We start from the raw sequence: 15,153 nt of genomic DNA on the forward strand, positions 1-15,153 counted from the left end.
ACCCCTTGTTCATTTTTTGGGATCAGGAAAAGGCCGCCCTGGGGCGGCCTTGCTCTACAGCGAAATTATGCGCCGACCAGTTCCAGCGCATCGTGGGCAATGACCCACTCCTCGTTGGTCGGGATTACCAGGGCCTTGGTGGAACCAGCCTTGGTGATCTCGCCACCCTTGCCGAAGCGTGCAGCCAGGTTGGCGTCGTGATCGACGTCAAAGCCCAGCAGACCCAGCTTGTTCAGAGTGATTTCACGGATCGGGGCGGAGTTTTCACCGATACCACCGGTGAAGACCACGGCATCCAGACGACCGTCCATGGCGGCGGCGTAGGCGCCGATATACTTGGCCAGGCGATAGCAGTAAACGTCCATGGCACGCTTGGCTTCTTCTTTGCTGTCGTAGTTGTCTTCAACGAAACGGCAGTCAGAAGTGACTTCGGTCAGACCCTGCAGGCCGGACTCTTTGGTCAGCATGGTGTTGATATCCGCCACGCTCATACCCAGTTTGTCATGCAGGAAGAAGATGATGGCCGGGTCCAGATCGCCGGAGCGGGTCCCCATCACCAGACCTTCCAGCGGGGTCAGACCCATGGAGGTATCAACAGATTTGCCGTTCTTGATGGCACAGACGGAACCGCCGTTGCCCAGGTGGCAGTTGATGATGTTCAGATCGGAAACCGGTTTGTTCAGCTGCTTGGCCGCTTCCAAGCTGATGTAGTAGTGGCTGGTGCCGTGAGCGCCGTAGCGACGGATGCCGTTCTCTTTGTAGAGCTTGTACGGCAGGGCGTACAGGAAGGCTTCTTCCGGCATGGTCTGGTGGAATGCGGTGTCGAACACGGCCACGTTCTTGTCGGCCAGGGCCGGGAAGATACGGCGGGATTCACGGATACCGATCAGGTGAGCCGGGTTGTGCAGCGGTGCGTACGGCACGGCGGCTTCAATGCCGGCGATCACGTCATCAGAAATCACGACGGAGGAGGTGAAACGCTCACCACCGTGAACAACACGGTGACCGATGGCGATCAGATTTTTGGACAGTTCCGGATTGAGCGGCAGGATCTTGTTGACGATGTAGTCCAGCGCTTCCTGGTGAGCGGCACCTGCGCCCAGATCGGCACTGCCTTTTTCGCCATTCAGTTTCCACTTGATGCGGGCGTCGTCGAGGTTGAAACACTCGGCCAGGCCGGACAACAGATCATCACCGGTGGTTGCGTCAATGACAGCAAACTTCAGGGACGAGCTGCCACAGTTAAGTACAAGAACCAGCTTACTCATGAATAAATCCTATCGCAGATTGGGTTGTGTAGGAGGATGCGCTGGACGCGCTGCGTCCAAAAACTTTCAACTTATCCTTATGAGGGTTGGCAATCTATTGCTTGCCCCTTGTATAGTGATACAAGACCCGAAATCCAGACGCCCCTGACCGCTCAACGGCAGGCAGTTGGCGCAAAAAATGGGCGTACAAAGGATAACCCGATTGTTGAAAAATAACAAAGTCATCCTCAACCTTTGTTATTGCACATCAAATATAGTCGAGGTTTTGCCGTTAATACGTTCGAAAAGAGCTCGGAGGTAGCATGAGCATGAACATTTTTGGAACTAAGTTACAGCAAGGCCGTCATTATATGACCCTTTGGCCCCGCCGTCCCGAGCTTAATTCCATGTTTCCCGAGAACCGGGTGATCAAGGCCACCGAATTCGCCCTCAAGATCATCCCGGCGCTGGCGGTGTTCAGCGTCATGCTGCAGTTCCAGCTTGGTGAGCTGCACTACTGGCCTTCGGTCATGGCCTCTGTGCTGTTTCTGCTCAGCCTGCCGTTGCAAGGCTACTACTGGCTCGGTCAGCGAGCTGATACCCGTCTGCCTCCTTCCCTTGCCAGCTGGTATCGCGAGATCAACGGCAAGATGAACGAGCAGGGCGGGCATCGCCAACTGGTGGCCCAGCCCCGTTACGAAGAGCTGGCTGATACTCTCAATGCCGCCTTCAAGCAGCTGGACAAATCTTTTCTCTACGAATAGACGAGCACAGTTTTCCAATCAGACAAAGGCGCCCAGAGGCGCCTTTTCCAGCTATGGCGATCAGGCTGCCAATACCTTGCGGATCTCCTGGATGGAGAGCTTGTATTGACGAGGGCACTGGCGCCATACGGTCAGCATCCGCTGGTACTTGTCACGCATGGCGATGTCGCTGGAAAGCTCGTCACACGGGCACTTGAGTTCGGGGAAGCGCTTGTCCACTTCCAGCAGGAAGCAGACGTAGTCGGCCAGCTCCCGCTCCTGACTGCGGCTGTAGCCATTGAACTCCAGCCGGCTGGCATTGATTTCACCTTGATCTGCGCCATCCAGGTTGCCCCAGGAGATGGCCAGTGCATGGTGCAGCTCCAGGGTGTCGATCACCTCCTGACAGGTGGCCAGATCCAGATGACCAAAGCTCTTCTCCAGTTCGAGGATCTGCAGGCAGTAGCCGCGCGCTATGATGGTGCTGGCACGCTGGTAAGACGCTGCCTTTTCCGGATGGAGTTTGGCCAAGATTTCGTACTGGTTGCTCAGGAGCAGGCGTTCGGTGTGGCTCATGTTCATGGGCTTTTCTCACTGGAAAATGAAACTGGGGTCACGTTAACCCATATCTCAGATGAATTTTTTGATCTGGCATGGGAGGTTGGCGAGAAAGCGGGGTTGGGAAATCAAAACGGGTCTGTGACTGGTTAATTAAATGTAACGGCTACGCACTTGTATTTCAGCCTGAGCTGGCAACAAGAGAGGTGTCATTTGGCTTGTACCAAATGACCTGCCACCCAAGCGCCCGAAACAGGTGCATGCACGACCAACACAACGATGACTTCGTCGCTGTGACCACAGGCTCTGGCCGACGGGGCAACGAAAGGGGGGCCGAGATGGCGCCACCACAGGGGGGGGTTGGTTGATGCCATCATCACACAGTGAGACTGGCGAGCGAGACAAGCAAAGGGCCTGCAGTTGCAGGCCCTTTTTGTATGGCTATGTCCCAATTACGTGTTGCATGGGGCGCCCCAGCGCCTCATGCAAACATGCTTTGATATTTACGCCTTTTCCATAACGCTCCAGCATCCTGCGCCAACCCAGGTAGTTCTTCAGGTAGTGCGTTGCCACGCCATGGAACCGCTCCATCCACTCTTTCAACCGATGGTGATACCCGTTTACGTGCTGGATGTGATACGCACCGACCACCCGTTCGCCTTGACGATTGCGCACCACCTGATGGGTTACACCCTGTTCTTTGCTGAAACAGGCATACACACCCGCTCCATCGCTACACAGCACCGCATCCGGTGACACCAACGGCTTCAACACCGCGATGACCGTCTCGGCATCTATTTTCTCCAACTGGAAATCCGCATGGTGGCCTGCACGGTCTTGTACCACCATCACCGGGATGTAATCTGGCCCGGTTCCACGAGTTCGACCTTTACCACCGCGATGACGTGCCGGACGCGGCAGTCCCCGCTGCCCCTTGAACGATTCAAGGAAGAAGGTCTCATCAACCTCAACGATGCCCTCTTCCCGGGTGGCCTGATGGGTTGCCATCGCGCGCAAGAAGCGGTGACGCCAGAGGAACGCGGTGTTTTTGCTGACCCCACAGCGCCGCGCGGTTTGGCGGACAGTCAGTCCTTCGATGAGGGCTTGCGCGTAGTCTTCCCAGCACTGGGCTTTGCGCAACCGGGCCAGAGGAGTTTTAGTCAAAACGGTGCTGGTGCGCAGACACAGTTTGCAACGGTAGCGGCGCAGTCCCCGACTCCATCCCCAGGGTGCCAGCTGGGTGACATCAGCCTGACAATGTGGGCAGCCACTGCATGCCGGTAACTGAGTATTGAGCGAGGTAATGGTGTGGGGTGCAGTGAGCTCCTGCTGAGCAACACGGCGCTGGCGCAGGGTTAACTGGGGAAAAAGGGACAACAGGTGTTGAAAGGCTGGGGTATCCATGATGGTAGACCTCAAGGTGATGGCCTACTTCAAGATTAGCCTTTCAACACGTAATTGGGACAGAGCCTTTTGTATGGGGGCGTTTTTCATGCCGGGCGGGGTCAGCCCTTGATGAGGTCGAGCACCACCTGATGGTGGTCGCTGGTCTTGAACTTGTCGAAGCGGTGGGCGACCTTACCCTCTTCATCGATGAGGAAGCTCAGACGGTGAATGCCGTCATACTCCTTGCCCATGAACTTCTTCGGACCCCAGACGCCAAAGGCATCGGCCACCGCGTGATCTTCGTCGGCCAGCAGGCGGAAATTAAGGCTGTCGCGCTCCTCGAATTTCTTCAGGCGCTTGGCCGGATCCGGGCTGATGCCGAGCACCACCACGTTGAGGGCGGCCAGCTCGCTATTGACGTCGCGCAGACCACAGGCCTGAGTGGTGCAGCCCGGAGTCATCGCCTTGGGATAGAAATAGATGAGTACCTTCTTGCCGCGCAGGTCGGCAAGACGAACCGGGTTGCCGTCCTGATCGGACAGGGAAAAATCGGGGGCCTGGGTACCAGCTTGTAGTGGTTGCATGCGGTCTCCTCGGGTAAACGCCGTCAGGCGTGTTTGTTGTTGACGATGAATTCGAACGATTCTGCGCCCAGTTCGCGACAGAATCCGGCGAAGGCCGTTTCCGAACCGGCAGTCTCTCCCTGCTTGGCCAGATTGAGCTGGAAGCTCGCCTTGAGCAGATTGAAGGGCTCCTGTTCAAGGGTAATGGTCTGCATAGCCTGAATGTCCCAGCCGTGGTCGCTGAAGAACTGGGTGCACTGGCTTACGATGCCGGGCTGGTCGCGGATCAGGATCTCGGCGTTGGCGCTGATGTCGTATTGCAGTGAGTGGTGGCGCTCGGTGCGTTTCATCATGGTGATGAGATCCCACTCCTGACTGCGCAGGGGCAGGCTTATCTCGAGTTGCATCAGGCTGTTCCAGTCCCCGGACAGCAGCATGATGAAGGTGAATTCATTACCGAAGATGCCAAGACGGCTGTCGACAATGTTGCAACCGCAGCCACTGACGTGGCGCGTGACCTCATTGACGATGCCAGGCCTGTCCGTGCCTATGGCCGTTACGACCAGGTAGTGAGTCATAAATCTTCTCTCGTCCATTAGCTGGTTGCGAATGTGAACGCAGTGGGCGCCACCCTGACTGGGCGACTGGCCTTCGGCCATTCCCTGCGCTTGTACATGGCAACTTTGTTGAGAATGCCGTGGCCGCGAGCCTTGTCTTTAGTCGAGAGGACTTGAGACTGGCGCCGACCGTCGCGCTCGTGCACCGCTTTTTGTGCAGAATGGTATCACGGCTTGCCCCCTGCCTCCCTTGTTTTTCCAAGGGGGCAGCTTTACCATAACGCCCCTGAAAATCGGGAGAAAAATCCATGTTACGCGGTAGTATCGTTGCCCTCGTTACCCCCATGCTGGCTTCAGGCGAAGTCGATTGGACCAGTCTGGCCGCCTTGGTCGATTATCATGTCGGCGCAGGCACCACCGCCATCGTTGCGGTTGGCACTACGGGGGAATCGGTCACCCTGAGCGAGCAGGAGCACATCGCCGTCGTGGAAAAAACCGTGGAACTGGCCGCCGGACGCATTCCCGTCATCGCCGGTTGCGGTTCCAACAATACCGCTCATGCCATCGACTTGGCCAAACGATTCGCCGAAACTGGCGTGGTGGCGGGTCTCTCGGTTACCCCTTATTACAACAAACCCACGCAAGAAGGTCTCTATCGTCACTATTGTGCGATCGCCGAGGCTAGTGGTCTGCCCCAAATTCTTTATAATGTGCCCGGTCGCACCTGTTGCGACCTCAAACCGGAGACGGTAGCCCGACTGGCCAGGGTGCCCGGTATCATAGGTCTGAAAGAGGCCACCGGGGATTTGAGTCGTACTCCGCTGCTGCGTGAGCTGTGCGGAGCGGAATTCGCGCTTTATAGTGGCGATGATGCCAGTGGATGTGATTTTATGCTGCAAGGTGGCGATGGAGTCATTTCGGTCACCACCAATATTGCAGCGGTCCAGATGGCCGACATGTGTCGTGCAGCGCTGGCCGGTGATGCCGGTCTGGCCCATGACATCAACAATCGATTGATGCCGTTGCATCAGACTCTGTTCTGCGAACCGAGTCCCATCCCGGTGAAGTGGGCCTGTGCCCGACTGGGATTGATGGCGACGGCGACCTTGCGTCTGCCGCTCACCGACCTCACCCCCGAGGGCGAACAAGCGATGACGCGAGCACTGACCACTGCGGAGTTGATGGCGAGTGTTTAAAGCAAATGGAAAGGGAAATGCAGTGCGCCTGGTGCTGAGTGTGGCGACCGTTGCCGTGCTGGCAGCCTGTAGCTCACCCCAAGAGCGCAAGATGGCCAACCGTGGTTTCGAGTACGAGGATGCCCGCCTTGAAGGGCGCGCGTTCCTGGTGCCTGCCGGGTTGAGTACCCCCGCCTTTAACAGCAGCTTCGACATCCCGGCGCTGCCCGAGAGCAGTCGTGAAGGTGCCGTTGGCGCCAAGATTGACGTGCGCCCACCCGCCCAGCTGCTGACCGTGGTGCCGGGCAGCCAGGTGGTGCCCAATGCCAGCGAGCCCACCGTGGCCTTCTATGCCCTGAGTACCTCCCAGAGCGTGGAGCACGATACTTGGGCCTTCCTGATGAACTTCCTGGCCCAGTACAAGGTGACCACCGAGAAGCTGGATAAGCAGGCCGGGGTATTGCAGAGCGGCTGGTTTGACAACACCAAGGCACTCGATGGCTGGAGTGAAGAGGATGACGACTTCAACATCCGTCAGCGTTACCAGTTCACCCTGCGCAACGATGCCCAGCGTCACGCCGTCACCATGTCGGTGCGGGTGTTGGAGCACGAAGAGACCATCGGCGGCGAGACCAGCACAGTGCTGACGCCGGCTGATGCCCAGCGCTACGCCACTCGCGCCCTGAACCAGTTCTCTCTCTTTTACGACAAGCAGCTCAGGTCCCGCGAACAGCACAAGTCCAATGATGGCATGGGGCTGGAGCTGGGGCTGGACAACAACGAGCTGAGTGCCTGGATTGTCGAGGGTTCCTTTGATCAGGTATGGCGCCGCCTCAACCAGGTGTTGCCTGGCTATGGCTTCACCATCAAGGATACCCAGCAGTCTCTGGGCTGGATCGACGTTGAGTACGACGAGCCGGGCAGCGACTTCTGGAAGGCCAAGGGCAGCGAGCCGTTCAAACTGGAAGAAAACAAGTATCGCTTCCAGCTTGGCGAGATGGCTGGGGGCAAGACCTCCATCACCCTGTTCGACAAGGACAAGAAGCCTGTGTCGTCCGGTGTCATCTCCCAGATGTACATCAGTCTGTCCGAGGCATTCGCCAAGGGCTTGGCTGACCAAGCAGCAAAAACAAAATAGAAACAGGGGCCTAGTGCCCCTGTTTTGTTAGGTTGCTCCCCCTGTAAATACAGGGTCTGATGCGCTTGATATGTTAACCCCCCAGAAACAAGGGCCTGGTGCTCTTGTTTTATTCCTCCCACAAACAGGAAGTGTTATTAGCCATGAGTCTTGCAGATCAAGTATTGGCGGTGAATGACGATTTGCCGATCCGTACCGATAAACCTGTCCATTCCGGCAAAGTGCGCAGCGTCTACTGGTTGACCCCCGAAGACAGTGCCCGGCTCATAAAAGAGAAAGGCTACGATGTGCCAGCCGATGCGCCCCTCGCCCTCATGGTGATCAGCGATCGCATCTCTGCCTTCGATTGCATCTGGCAAGGTGTGGATGGGCTGAACGGCGTACCGGGCAAAGGGGCGGCGCTCAACGCCATCTCCAGCCACTGGTTCAAGCTGTTCAAGGAGAAGGGACTGGCCGATAGCCACATTCTGGATATTCCGCACCCCTTCGTCTGGATCGTGCAAAAAGCCCGCCCGGTGATGATCGAGGCGATTGCCCGCCAGTACATCACCGGCTCCATGTGGCGTGCCTACAAGGATGGCGAGCGGGAGTTCTGCGGCATCACCCTGCCAGAAGGGCTCAAAAAAGATCAGAAGCTGCCGGAGATCCTCATCACCCCCTCCACCAAGGGCGTGCTGACAGGGCTGGATGGCGTGCCGGAAGCCGATGACGTCAACGTCTCCCGTGCCGATATGGAGCGCCACTGCCAAGGCTTCAACTTCAGCAAACCGGCCGACATCGACCGTTACGAAGTGCTGCTCAAAGAGGGCTTCAACGTCATCAGTGACGCGCTGGCCGGGCTGGATCAGATCTTCGTCGATACCAAGTTCGAGTTTGGCTACGTCCACGATGCGGCGGGCAACGAGAAGCTGATCTACATGGACGAAGTGGGTACCCCCGACAGCTCCCGTATCTGGGACGGCGCGGCCCTGCGCGATGGTCAGATTGTCGAGAAGTCCAAAGAGGGTTTCCGTCAGTGGCTGCTCAATCACTTCCCGGATCCGGACATCCTGCTCAACAAGAACCGCATGCCGGAACGTTTCGCCCTGGCTCGTGATAACAAGCTGCCCACCGAAGTGATGATGGATATCTCCAACACCTACGTCGGGATCGCCGAGAAGATCATCGGCCACCAGCTGGTGCGCTCTGCCAATCCCAAGCAGGAGATCATCGAGGTATTGCGCGAACAGTACGGTCTGATCGACTAAGGGTTGCTCTCTTTTTTTGTCGCCAATAAACAAACGTTTGCTGATGACGAAGGAGAGAGGCAGAGAAACAGACGGGCCCCGCTGCGGGGCCCGTTTTTATTGCTGGTCTGGCGGCAAGGGGGCGGCTATCAGCCGTTGACCCTGAACACCTGACCGGTCTGGATGCCCATCACCGACCTCTTGTAAGCCTGCGCCACCTTGGCGGCGGGCACCGGCACGAAGCCCGGGAAGAAGTCGGCGTATTTGTCCATCGACTCCTCCAGCACGGTGGGGCTCACCGCGTTGATGCGAAGGCCGCGGGGCAGCTCGCAGGCGGCCGCTTTTACAAAGTGATCGATGGCACCGTTGACGGTGCTGGCGCTCACTCCCCAGTTGATTGGCTCCTCGCTCAGGATGCCGCTGATCAGGGTGATGGAGCCTTTGTCATTCAGATAGGGAATGGCGGCGCGGGTCAGGTTGATCTGCCCCATCAGCTTGCTCTGGAGCCCCACCTGCCACTGCTCGTCGGTCATTTCGGTCAGGCCGTTGAAAGCGACGCTGCCGCTGGCCACCACCAGCGCATCGAACGGGCCCACTTGGGCAAACAGCGCCTTGATGGAGGCGGGATCGCGCATGTCGACCCTGGCATCGCCACGGCTGTGGCCGACCCGGATCACCTGATGATCTTTGGCAAGCAGTTCACTGACCGCGGAGCCGACGGTGCCGGAGGCACCCACAATCACAATGTTCATCTGCATCACTCCTGGTTGGGATGTGTTGATTCTAGCGCAACAAAAAATGCGAAAAAGCGCGTAAAATAAACCCATTGTTTCCATATTGGAGCTAATGATGGATATCGCCCATCTGGCCAGCTTTTACGAAGTGGTGCTGCGAGGCAGTTTCTCGGCCGCTGCCGATACGTTGGGGGTCAGCAAGGGAATGCTGAGCCGCCACGTCAGTGCGCTGGAGTCCTCCCTCAATGCGCAACTGCTGCAGCGCACCACCCGCCGCCTCAGCCTGACCGAGGCGGGCAAGACCCTCTATCAGCAGGCGGGGGAGATCTTCGCGCTGGCACGGCAGGCGGAGCAGGATATTCAGGCGCTGACCGAAGAGGATGGCGGCCGCCTGCGCTTTACCTGCCCGGTCAGCACCGGTGATCGTATGGTGAGTGAGCTGCTCACCAGCTTTGCCGCGCTCTGCCCGGGGGTTGAGGTGGAACTCAACTTCACCAACCAGATGGTCGACATGAGTCAGGGGGAGAACGACATCGCCCTGCGGGCCATGAACGAGGTACCGGACAATCTGGTGGCCCTGCCGCTGGGGCGGCTCAAGGATGTGGTGGTGGCGAGTCCCGCACTGGTGGCGCGAGAGGGGCGTCCGGCCACTCCCTATGAGCTGAGCGGGCGCAGCTGCCTGTTGCAGGGGCACAATCCGGCCTGGGAGCAGTGGCACTTCATCCGTGAGGGGGAAGAGGCCCACATTCTGGTGCTGGGCAAGGTGCGGGCCAACCACTACAGTACCGTGTTGCAACTGGCGCGCGCCGGTATGGGCTATGCCAAGTGCCCGCTGATGCTGGTGGAGCCCTGGCTGGCGAGTGGCGAGCTGGTGGCCGTGCTCGACGAGTGGCAGAGCGGCCTGCATCAGCTCCATGTGCTGCATGCCCAGCAGCGGCGGGTACCGCGCAAGATCCGGCTGTTCAAGCAGGTGCTGGCCCAGTGGTTTGCCGAGCGGCCCCACTATCTGCTCTGAGCGGCGTTATTTTTCTGTCATCTTCGGTTGTTACCCTGCGCCCATCACAGCGATCAGGAAGATGAGCAAACATGAAAGGTTCTCAGAGTTGGATTGGGTTGACGCTGCTGTGCGCGGCGACGGGCATGAGTACGGCGCAGGCCGAGGTCGAGGTGGTGGTGCCAACGGATTTCCAGATCCTGGCGGTGAGCAGTGGCACCTTGCAGGACGAGCAGCACGCTACCCTGGCGGACGGAGAGCAGCAACTGCTGGTGCGCTATGAGGGGGTGATCCCGAGTCGCAATAGCAGCGAAAACGATCTGCAGGTGCGGTCCGAGCCACAGGTGGTGCGCTACCAGGCCAGCAATCAGCGCTTGACGCTGGTGGCCCAACAGCCAGCCGGTGAGCAGGCGATGGTGGCCTATGCCAAGGGGCCAGTTGTGACGCTGCAGGCCAATGGTCAGGCGCTCGATACTCAGCAGGATGCGCTGGTGACCAGCGGCATGCTGATCGGTATGGACTGGCGTGCCCGGCTCGATGAGTACAATCGTGGCGCTGGCAAGGCGGTGCTGACGACGGCTACTGTGGCTGCGCAGCCAGCGGCCACGCTTGCCAGTGGGGTGCAACCCGTTGTGGCTGCCAGCGAGCTGGAAGGGCAGTTGCAGCAGCTGTTCCTCACGGCCGACCCCGAGCTTCGCAAGCGCTTCATCGGTTGGGCCGTGCCGCGACTTTAAGTTTGTGGCCCGTTGCAGTAACGTGGGTGCTCTTTTCGTGCATTGCGCCCACCTTATCCAACGAGGTCTTCATGTTTGAATTGCATACTCGCCTGCAGGCGGATACCCAGGTGCTCGGGGATCTGCCGCTTTGTCGTGTCCTGCTTGCCAAAGACAGCCAGTATCCCTGGCTCATCCTGGTGCCACGGGTCGCCAACTTGCGGGAAATTCACCATCTGGCGCCCGCGCAGCAGCAACAGTTGATGCAGGAGTCCTGCGCCGTGGCCTCCCTGATGGAGCAGGCGTTGCGGCCGGACAAAATCAATGTGGCGGCGCTCGGCAATCTGGTGCCGCAGCTGCATCTGCATCATGTTGCCCGCTTTACCACGGATCGGGCATGGCCCGGCCCCATCTGGGGTGCTCATCCGGTCGTGCCTTACGAGCCACAAGTTTTGGCGCAACAGGCCGCCAGTTGGCGCCTCAAGCTCACTCATCTGGCTGGCTTCACCCCGCTTGTTGCTGACAATTGAGTCAAGTGAGAGGCGGCTCGCTATTTCGAAGCCCAAGCCGCGCTATCTGTTAGAGTTATGGTATAGATAAGCCCATTTTCGATGTTCAGGAAGGTCCCATGATAGTGACAAGAGCCGACAACGATACCGTATTGACCACAGAGGATGTGCTGCTGAGTCTGTGTCATTCGGTTACGGACGTATTGAGTGCGGCGACCATGAGTCAGGTGCGTTTCTCCGGCATGGTGCAGCGGATCAGCAAGACCTGCCTCAAGCCGGATATCGGCTGTTTCGTGCTGTTTGATGGCGGCTTCTCCGGCCTGGTAGTGATCAACTTCTCCGCCTCTGCGGCCATGGAGCTCTATGAGAGCTACATGCTCAGCATGGGGCTCTCCAAGGAAGATCTCGCCATTTCCCACACCTCGGACGAGGTGAGTAACGTCATGGGTGAGCTGATGAACCAGATAGTCGGCAGCTTTACCGTCAAGGTGGGCCGGGATCTGCAGACTCACATTACCCAGAACCAGCCGAAAATGCTGGCGCTGAACAAGCAGGTGATGCTGAGTGTCGACACCAACCTCGACAATCCGGAAGCGCGCCGGGTTACCTTCTTCACCTCCCGCAACAACATCTTCTATCTGGAGCTGGCGATGGACCGGACAGAGTTCATCCGCATTCACAACGATGGCATGGATGAGGAGGAGCTGGATCCGGATGCCCTGATCGCCCAGACCAAGCTGGCGGCAGCCAAGCCGGCTCCGTTGGCTGTGCCGGTCGCCAACGATCATGATGACTTGCTCGACTCGCTCGGTATCTGACGTCAGCCCAGCGCTGAGCATGCCAAGGCCACCCATGAGGTGGCCTTGTTGCTGCTGGGGGAGGGCTTAGCCGTTGTAGGGCGGACAGCTCTCGCTGTCGGCGGCGCCGAGATCATGAATGTGGCTCTTGCTGCCCTCTCCTGCATGGAGGTTGGACTTGTAGCCGCAGGGCAGGAAACCGGACCTGCCGGGCTGCTTCGGAATGTCGCCCGGAGCGGCGTGGGCGGCATTGACTGCCAGCGGGCCAAGACTCAGCCGGGTGAGAGTACGTATCGATAAGACTCCTGCAAGATCATCTCGTTGCATTAAGCGGCCAGCATGCTGGCGCCGCAGACTTGACCCTGGCTGACCGAGTTTCCCCCTGCATGCGGGGGCATAGATTAATCGATAATTAATCGTGCAACGGCACAAGAGTTCGGCGCGCCGTGCTGGTATTCTGTTCGGCGAATATGGGGAGAAAACAATAAGATGAAACAAATCAAATCCTGGGCGCAATACTACGTCGACCTGATGACCAAGCTGGGACTGGTGCGCTTCAGCATGTTCCTGGCGACGGGCATCATAGTGCTGGCTGTTTCCATCCAGATGGGCGTGACCCTGTTTCTGCGCGGCACAGTGGACATTGTCGACCTGGTGCGCTCTGTCTTCTTCGGTCTGCTGGTGACACCCTGGGCCGTCTATTTTCTCTCCATAGTGGTTGATCAGCTGGAGGATTCCCGTCAGCGCCTGACTCGCATGGTGAGCAAGCTGCAAGACATGCGCGAGCGGGATCTGGGGCTCAACAGCCAGCTGCAGGAGAACATCAGCCGCCTCAATGCCCAGATCGCCGAGACCAACCGGGCCGAGACCCTGCGTCAGCAGGCGATCGAGGATCTGGAAAACGAGGTGTTCCAGCGCGAGAAGGCCCAACTGCATCTGGGTGAGCGCACCGCCCTGCTGCGCTCCTTTATCGACTGCTCCCCGGATCTGGTCTACTACCGCAACGAAGACGAGCAGTTCTCCGGCTGCAACCGTGCCATGGAGGAGCTCACCGGCAAGGTGGAGGCCGAGCTCATCGGGCTGACACCGTTCGATGTCTACAAGCAGGACATCGCCAGCAAGGTGGTGGAGACCGACAAGCAGGTCTTTGCCAGCAACGAGCCGCTCACCTATGAGCAGTGGCTAGAGTATCCGGATGGTCGCAAGGCCTACTTCGAGCTGCGCAAGGTGCCCTTCTTCGATCGCTTCGGCAAGCGGCTCGGTCTGCTCGGTTTTGGCCGTGATATCACCGAGCGCAAGCAGTATCAGGACAAGCTGGAGAAGGCGAGTCGCGACAAGACCACCTTTATTTCCACTATCAGCCACGAGCTGCGTACCCCGCTCAACGGCATAGTGGGGCTCAGTCGCATGTTGATGGATACCCCCCTCGATCCCAAGCAGCATCAGCAGCTCAAGACCATTCACCTGAGCGCGGTGACGCTCGGCAACATCTTCAATGACATCATAGATCTGGACAAACTCGACCGGCGCCGGTTGGAGATAGCACCAACCCCCATCGACCTGCCCGCCTTCCTCGACGAGCTGGAGACGCTGTCGCGTATTCAGGCGGAGCAGAAGGGGCTCTATCTGCATTTCGACCGGGATGGTGACATGCCGCAATTCGTGATGACCGATGGCACCCGGCTGCGTCAGGTGTTGTGGAACCTGGTGGGCAACGCGGTCAAGTTTACCGATGAGGGCGGGGTGACGGTACGTTGCCTCTCCCACGCGGCCGATGAGCCGGGCAAGCTGGCCTTGCACTTCGAAGTGGAGGACACCGGCGTCGGCATTCCTCGCGCCCAGCAGGAGAAGATCTTCGCCATGTACTATCAGGTGCAGGGCAAGAAGCACGCCACCGGCACCGGAATCGGTCTGGCCGTTTCCCGTCAGCTGGTGCAGGCCATGGGCGGTCAGCTCTACGTGGACAGCGACCCGGGTGAGGGCTCCTGCTTTACCGCCGAGCTGGAAGTGGACTGTGTCGAGCCTCAGGCCGCCAAAGCCGAGCCCGAGATGCCCTCCCTCGATATCCTGCTGGTGGAGGATGTGGAGCTGAACGTGACGGTCGCTTGCGCCCTGCTCAACAAGCTGGGTCATCATGTACAGGTGGCGCGGGACGGTGCCCAGGCGCTGGCCATGGCCAATCCCGATGACTTTGACCTGATCCTGCTGGATATCCAGTTGCCAGACATGACCGGCTTTGACGTGGCGGCCCAACTGCTTGAGCGCTACAGCGACAGTCTGCCGCCCATGGTGGCGCTCACCGCCAACGCCACCGGCGATCGCCAGTACTATCGGGATCACGGCATGCAGGATGTGATCAACAAGCCCCTGGGCTCCAGAGCGGTGCGGGAGGTGATTGGCCACCTGTTTGCCGATCTGGCCGACGATGAGGCGGACGAGCAGGCCGATGTGGGTAGCCAGGATGAGTTGCTGGATCTGCCCTTCCTCACCGATTACGCCGATACGGTGGGCAAGCCGGTGCTGCTCTCCAGCGTCGATCTGTTCGAGAAGATGATGCCCGACTACATGGCGGTGCTCGATTCCAATATGATCGCCAAGGATCAAACCGGGGTGGTGGAGGAGGCGCACAAGATCAAGGGGGCGGCCGGTTCCATCGGTCTGCGCCGGCTGCAGCAACTGGCCCAGCTGATCCAGAGCCCGGATCATCCCGCCTGGTGGGAGAACGTGGAGGACTGGATAGAGTCGCTGCGTCGCGAGTGTCCGGGCGATATCGCCAGATTGAAGCGCTGGCTGCTCTCCTGAGGCGCGTGCCG

Annotated in this window: 16 protein-coding genes; 9 read left to right on the top strand and 7 right to left on the bottom strand. The window is 58.9% G+C overall.

Annotated features, from left to right (window positions below; genetic code table 11):
• Nucleotides 1-65: 65 nt before the first annotated feature.
• Nucleotides 66-1,268: an acetate kinase gene (locus tag GWQ22_RS01555; protein WP_212513679.1), complete on the bottom strand. Its 1,203-nt coding sequence runs from the start codon at nucleotides 1,266-1,268 to the stop codon at nucleotides 66-68.
• A gap of 302 nt (nucleotides 1,269-1,570) precedes the next feature.
• Between GWQ22_RS01555 and yfbV the strand changes: the two genes are divergently transcribed.
• A complete protein-coding gene (gene yfbV / locus GWQ22_RS01560) occupies nucleotides 1,571-2,011 on the top strand; it encodes a terminus macrodomain insulation protein YfbV (RefSeq protein ID WP_108537486.1) in 441 nt (146 codons plus the stop codon).
• Between the two features lie 60 nt (nucleotides 2,012-2,071).
• Here yfbV and GWQ22_RS01565 read toward each other — a convergent pair whose 3' ends face one another.
• From GWQ22_RS01565 to GWQ22_RS01580, 4 genes are all read right to left on the bottom strand, one after another.
• Complete coding sequence (locus GWQ22_RS01565) at nucleotides 2,072-2,572, bottom strand: YfbU family protein (protein WP_275929273.1); 501 nt, start codon at nucleotides 2,570-2,572, stop codon at nucleotides 2,072-2,074.
• A 417-nt stretch (nucleotides 2,573-2,989) separates the two neighbouring features.
• On the bottom strand, nucleotides 2,990-3,952 hold the full coding sequence (locus GWQ22_RS01570; RefSeq protein ID WP_275929274.1) for an IS1595 family transposase: 963 nt from the start codon (nucleotides 3,950-3,952) through the stop codon (nucleotides 2,990-2,992).
• Between the two features lie 101 nt (nucleotides 3,953-4,053).
• Complete coding sequence (gene bcp, locus GWQ22_RS01575) at nucleotides 4,054-4,518, bottom strand: thioredoxin-dependent thiol peroxidase (protein WP_042039376.1); 465 nt, start codon at nucleotides 4,516-4,518, stop codon at nucleotides 4,054-4,056.
• A 23-nt stretch (nucleotides 4,519-4,541) separates the two neighbouring features.
• On the bottom strand, nucleotides 4,542-5,075 hold the full coding sequence (locus GWQ22_RS01580) for an ACT domain-containing protein (RefSeq protein ID WP_042039377.1): 534 nt from the start codon (nucleotides 5,073-5,075) through the stop codon (nucleotides 4,542-4,544).
• A 287-nt stretch (nucleotides 5,076-5,362) separates the two neighbouring features.
• Between GWQ22_RS01580 and dapA the strand changes: the two genes are divergently transcribed.
• From dapA to GWQ22_RS01595, 3 genes are all read left to right on the top strand, one after another.
• The gene (gene dapA / locus GWQ22_RS01585; protein WP_275929275.1) at nucleotides 5,363-6,250 is read left to right on the top strand and encodes a 4-hydroxy-tetrahydrodipicolinate synthase; all 888 of its coding nucleotides are present in this window, start codon (nucleotides 5,363-5,365) and stop codon (nucleotides 6,248-6,250) included.
• Nucleotides 6,243-7,367 (top strand): outer membrane protein assembly factor BamC, encoded by a 1,125-nt coding sequence (bamC, locus tag GWQ22_RS01590; protein ID WP_275929276.1) that lies wholly within the window; start codon nucleotides 6,243-6,245, stop codon nucleotides 7,365-7,367. The genes dapA and bamC overlap by 8 nt, the downstream gene beginning before the upstream one ends.
• 143 nt (nucleotides 7,368-7,510) lie before the next feature.
• Nucleotides 7,511-8,614: a phosphoribosylaminoimidazolesuccinocarboxamide synthase gene (locus GWQ22_RS01595; RefSeq protein WP_275929277.1), complete on the top strand. Its 1,104-nt coding sequence runs from the start codon at nucleotides 7,511-7,513 to the stop codon at nucleotides 8,612-8,614.
• Nucleotides 8,615-8,742: 128 nt separating this feature from the next.
• Here the strand turns inward: GWQ22_RS01595 and GWQ22_RS01600 are convergent, their stop codons facing one another.
• Nucleotides 8,743-9,345 carry a short chain dehydrogenase gene (locus GWQ22_RS01600; RefSeq protein ID WP_042039382.1) on the bottom strand — a complete coding sequence of 201 codons (603 nt, stop codon included), beginning with the start codon at nucleotides 9,343-9,345 and terminating at the stop codon, nucleotides 8,743-8,745.
• A gap of 97 nt (nucleotides 9,346-9,442) precedes the next feature.
• On the opposite strand from GWQ22_RS01600, the gene GWQ22_RS01605 reads away from it, so the two are divergent.
• From GWQ22_RS01605 to GWQ22_RS01620, 4 genes are all read left to right on the top strand, one after another.
• The gene (locus GWQ22_RS01605; RefSeq protein ID WP_275929278.1) at nucleotides 9,443-10,342 is read left to right on the top strand and encodes a LysR family transcriptional regulator; all 900 of its coding nucleotides are present in this window, start codon (nucleotides 9,443-9,445) and stop codon (nucleotides 10,340-10,342) included.
• 71 nt (nucleotides 10,343-10,413) lie between these two features.
• Complete coding sequence (locus GWQ22_RS01610) at nucleotides 10,414-11,055, top strand: DUF2057 domain-containing protein (RefSeq protein WP_275929279.1); 642 nt, start codon at nucleotides 10,414-10,416, stop codon at nucleotides 11,053-11,055.
• A 71-nt stretch (nucleotides 11,056-11,126) separates the two neighbouring features.
• Complete coding sequence (locus GWQ22_RS01615) at nucleotides 11,127-11,564, top strand: HIT domain-containing protein (protein WP_275929280.1); 438 nt, start codon at nucleotides 11,127-11,129, stop codon at nucleotides 11,562-11,564.
• Nucleotides 11,565-11,662: 98 nt separating this feature from the next.
• The gene (locus GWQ22_RS01620; RefSeq protein ID WP_275929281.1) at nucleotides 11,663-12,361 is read left to right on the top strand and encodes a DUF3334 family protein; all 699 of its coding nucleotides are present in this window, start codon (nucleotides 11,663-11,665) and stop codon (nucleotides 12,359-12,361) included.
• Between the two features lie 66 nt (nucleotides 12,362-12,427).
• Here the strand turns inward: GWQ22_RS01620 and GWQ22_RS01625 are convergent, their stop codons facing one another.
• Nucleotides 12,428-12,667 carry a hypothetical protein gene (locus tag GWQ22_RS01625; RefSeq protein WP_275929282.1) on the bottom strand — a complete coding sequence of 80 codons (240 nt, stop codon included), beginning with the start codon at nucleotides 12,665-12,667 and terminating at the stop codon, nucleotides 12,428-12,430.
• A gap of 162 nt (nucleotides 12,668-12,829) precedes the next feature.
• Between GWQ22_RS01625 and arcB the strand changes: the two genes are divergently transcribed.
• Nucleotides 12,830-15,142 carry an aerobic respiration two-component sensor histidine kinase ArcB gene (gene arcB / locus GWQ22_RS01630; protein ID WP_275929283.1) on the top strand — a complete coding sequence of 771 codons (2,313 nt, stop codon included), beginning with the start codon at nucleotides 12,830-12,832 and terminating at the stop codon, nucleotides 15,140-15,142.
• Nucleotides 15,143-15,153: the final 11 nt, after the last annotated feature.

Origin of the sequence: Aeromonas sp. 1HA1 (genome assembly GCF_029237385.1) — a bacterium.
In the GTDB taxonomy this organism is placed as follows: domain Bacteria; phylum Pseudomonadota; class Gammaproteobacteria; order Enterobacterales; family Aeromonadaceae; genus Aeromonas; species Aeromonas popoffii.

Bases quoted from the DNA above. Each gene is read 5' to 3' on its own strand.
- GWQ22_RS01555 (WP_212513679.1), bottom strand. From the start codon at position 1,268: ATGAGTAAGCTGGTTCTTGTACTTAACTGTGGCAGCTCGTCCCTGAAG.
- yfbV (WP_108537486.1), top strand. From the start codon at position 1,571: ATGAGCATGAACATTTTTGGAACTAAGTTACAGCAAGGCCGTCATTAT.
- GWQ22_RS01565 (WP_275929273.1), bottom strand. From the start codon at position 2,572: ATGAACATGAGCCACACCGAACGCCTGCTCCTGAGCAACCAGTACGAA.
- GWQ22_RS01570 (WP_275929274.1), bottom strand. From the start codon at position 3,952: ATGGATACCCCAGCCTTTCAACACCTGTTGTCCCTTTTTCCCCAGTTA.
- bcp (WP_042039376.1), bottom strand. From the start codon at position 4,518: ATGCAACCACTACAAGCTGGTACCCAGGCCCCCGATTTTTCCCTGTCC.
- GWQ22_RS01580 (WP_042039377.1), bottom strand. From the start codon at position 5,075: ATGACTCACTACCTGGTCGTAACGGCCATAGGCACGGACAGGCCTGGC.
- dapA (WP_275929275.1), top strand. From the start codon at position 5,363: ATGTTACGCGGTAGTATCGTTGCCCTCGTTACCCCCATGCTGGCTTCA.
- GWQ22_RS01595 (WP_275929277.1), top strand. From the start codon at position 7,511: ATGAGTCTTGCAGATCAAGTATTGGCGGTGAATGACGATTTGCCGATC.
- GWQ22_RS01600 (WP_042039382.1), bottom strand. From the start codon at position 9,345: ATGAACATTGTGATTGTGGGTGCCTCCGGCACCGTCGGCTCCGCGGTC.
- GWQ22_RS01605 (WP_275929278.1), top strand. From the start codon at position 9,443: ATGGATATCGCCCATCTGGCCAGCTTTTACGAAGTGGTGCTGCGAGGC.
- GWQ22_RS01610 (WP_275929279.1), top strand. From the start codon at position 10,414: ATGAAAGGTTCTCAGAGTTGGATTGGGTTGACGCTGCTGTGCGCGGCG.
- GWQ22_RS01615 (WP_275929280.1), top strand. From the start codon at position 11,127: ATGTTTGAATTGCATACTCGCCTGCAGGCGGATACCCAGGTGCTCGGG.
- GWQ22_RS01620 (WP_275929281.1), top strand. From the start codon at position 11,663: ATGATAGTGACAAGAGCCGACAACGATACCGTATTGACCACAGAGGAT.
- GWQ22_RS01625 (WP_275929282.1), bottom strand. From the start codon at position 12,667: ATGCAACGAGATGATCTTGCAGGAGTCTTATCGATACGTACTCTCACC.
- arcB (WP_275929283.1), top strand. From the start codon at position 12,830: ATGAAACAAATCAAATCCTGGGCGCAATACTACGTCGACCTGATGACC.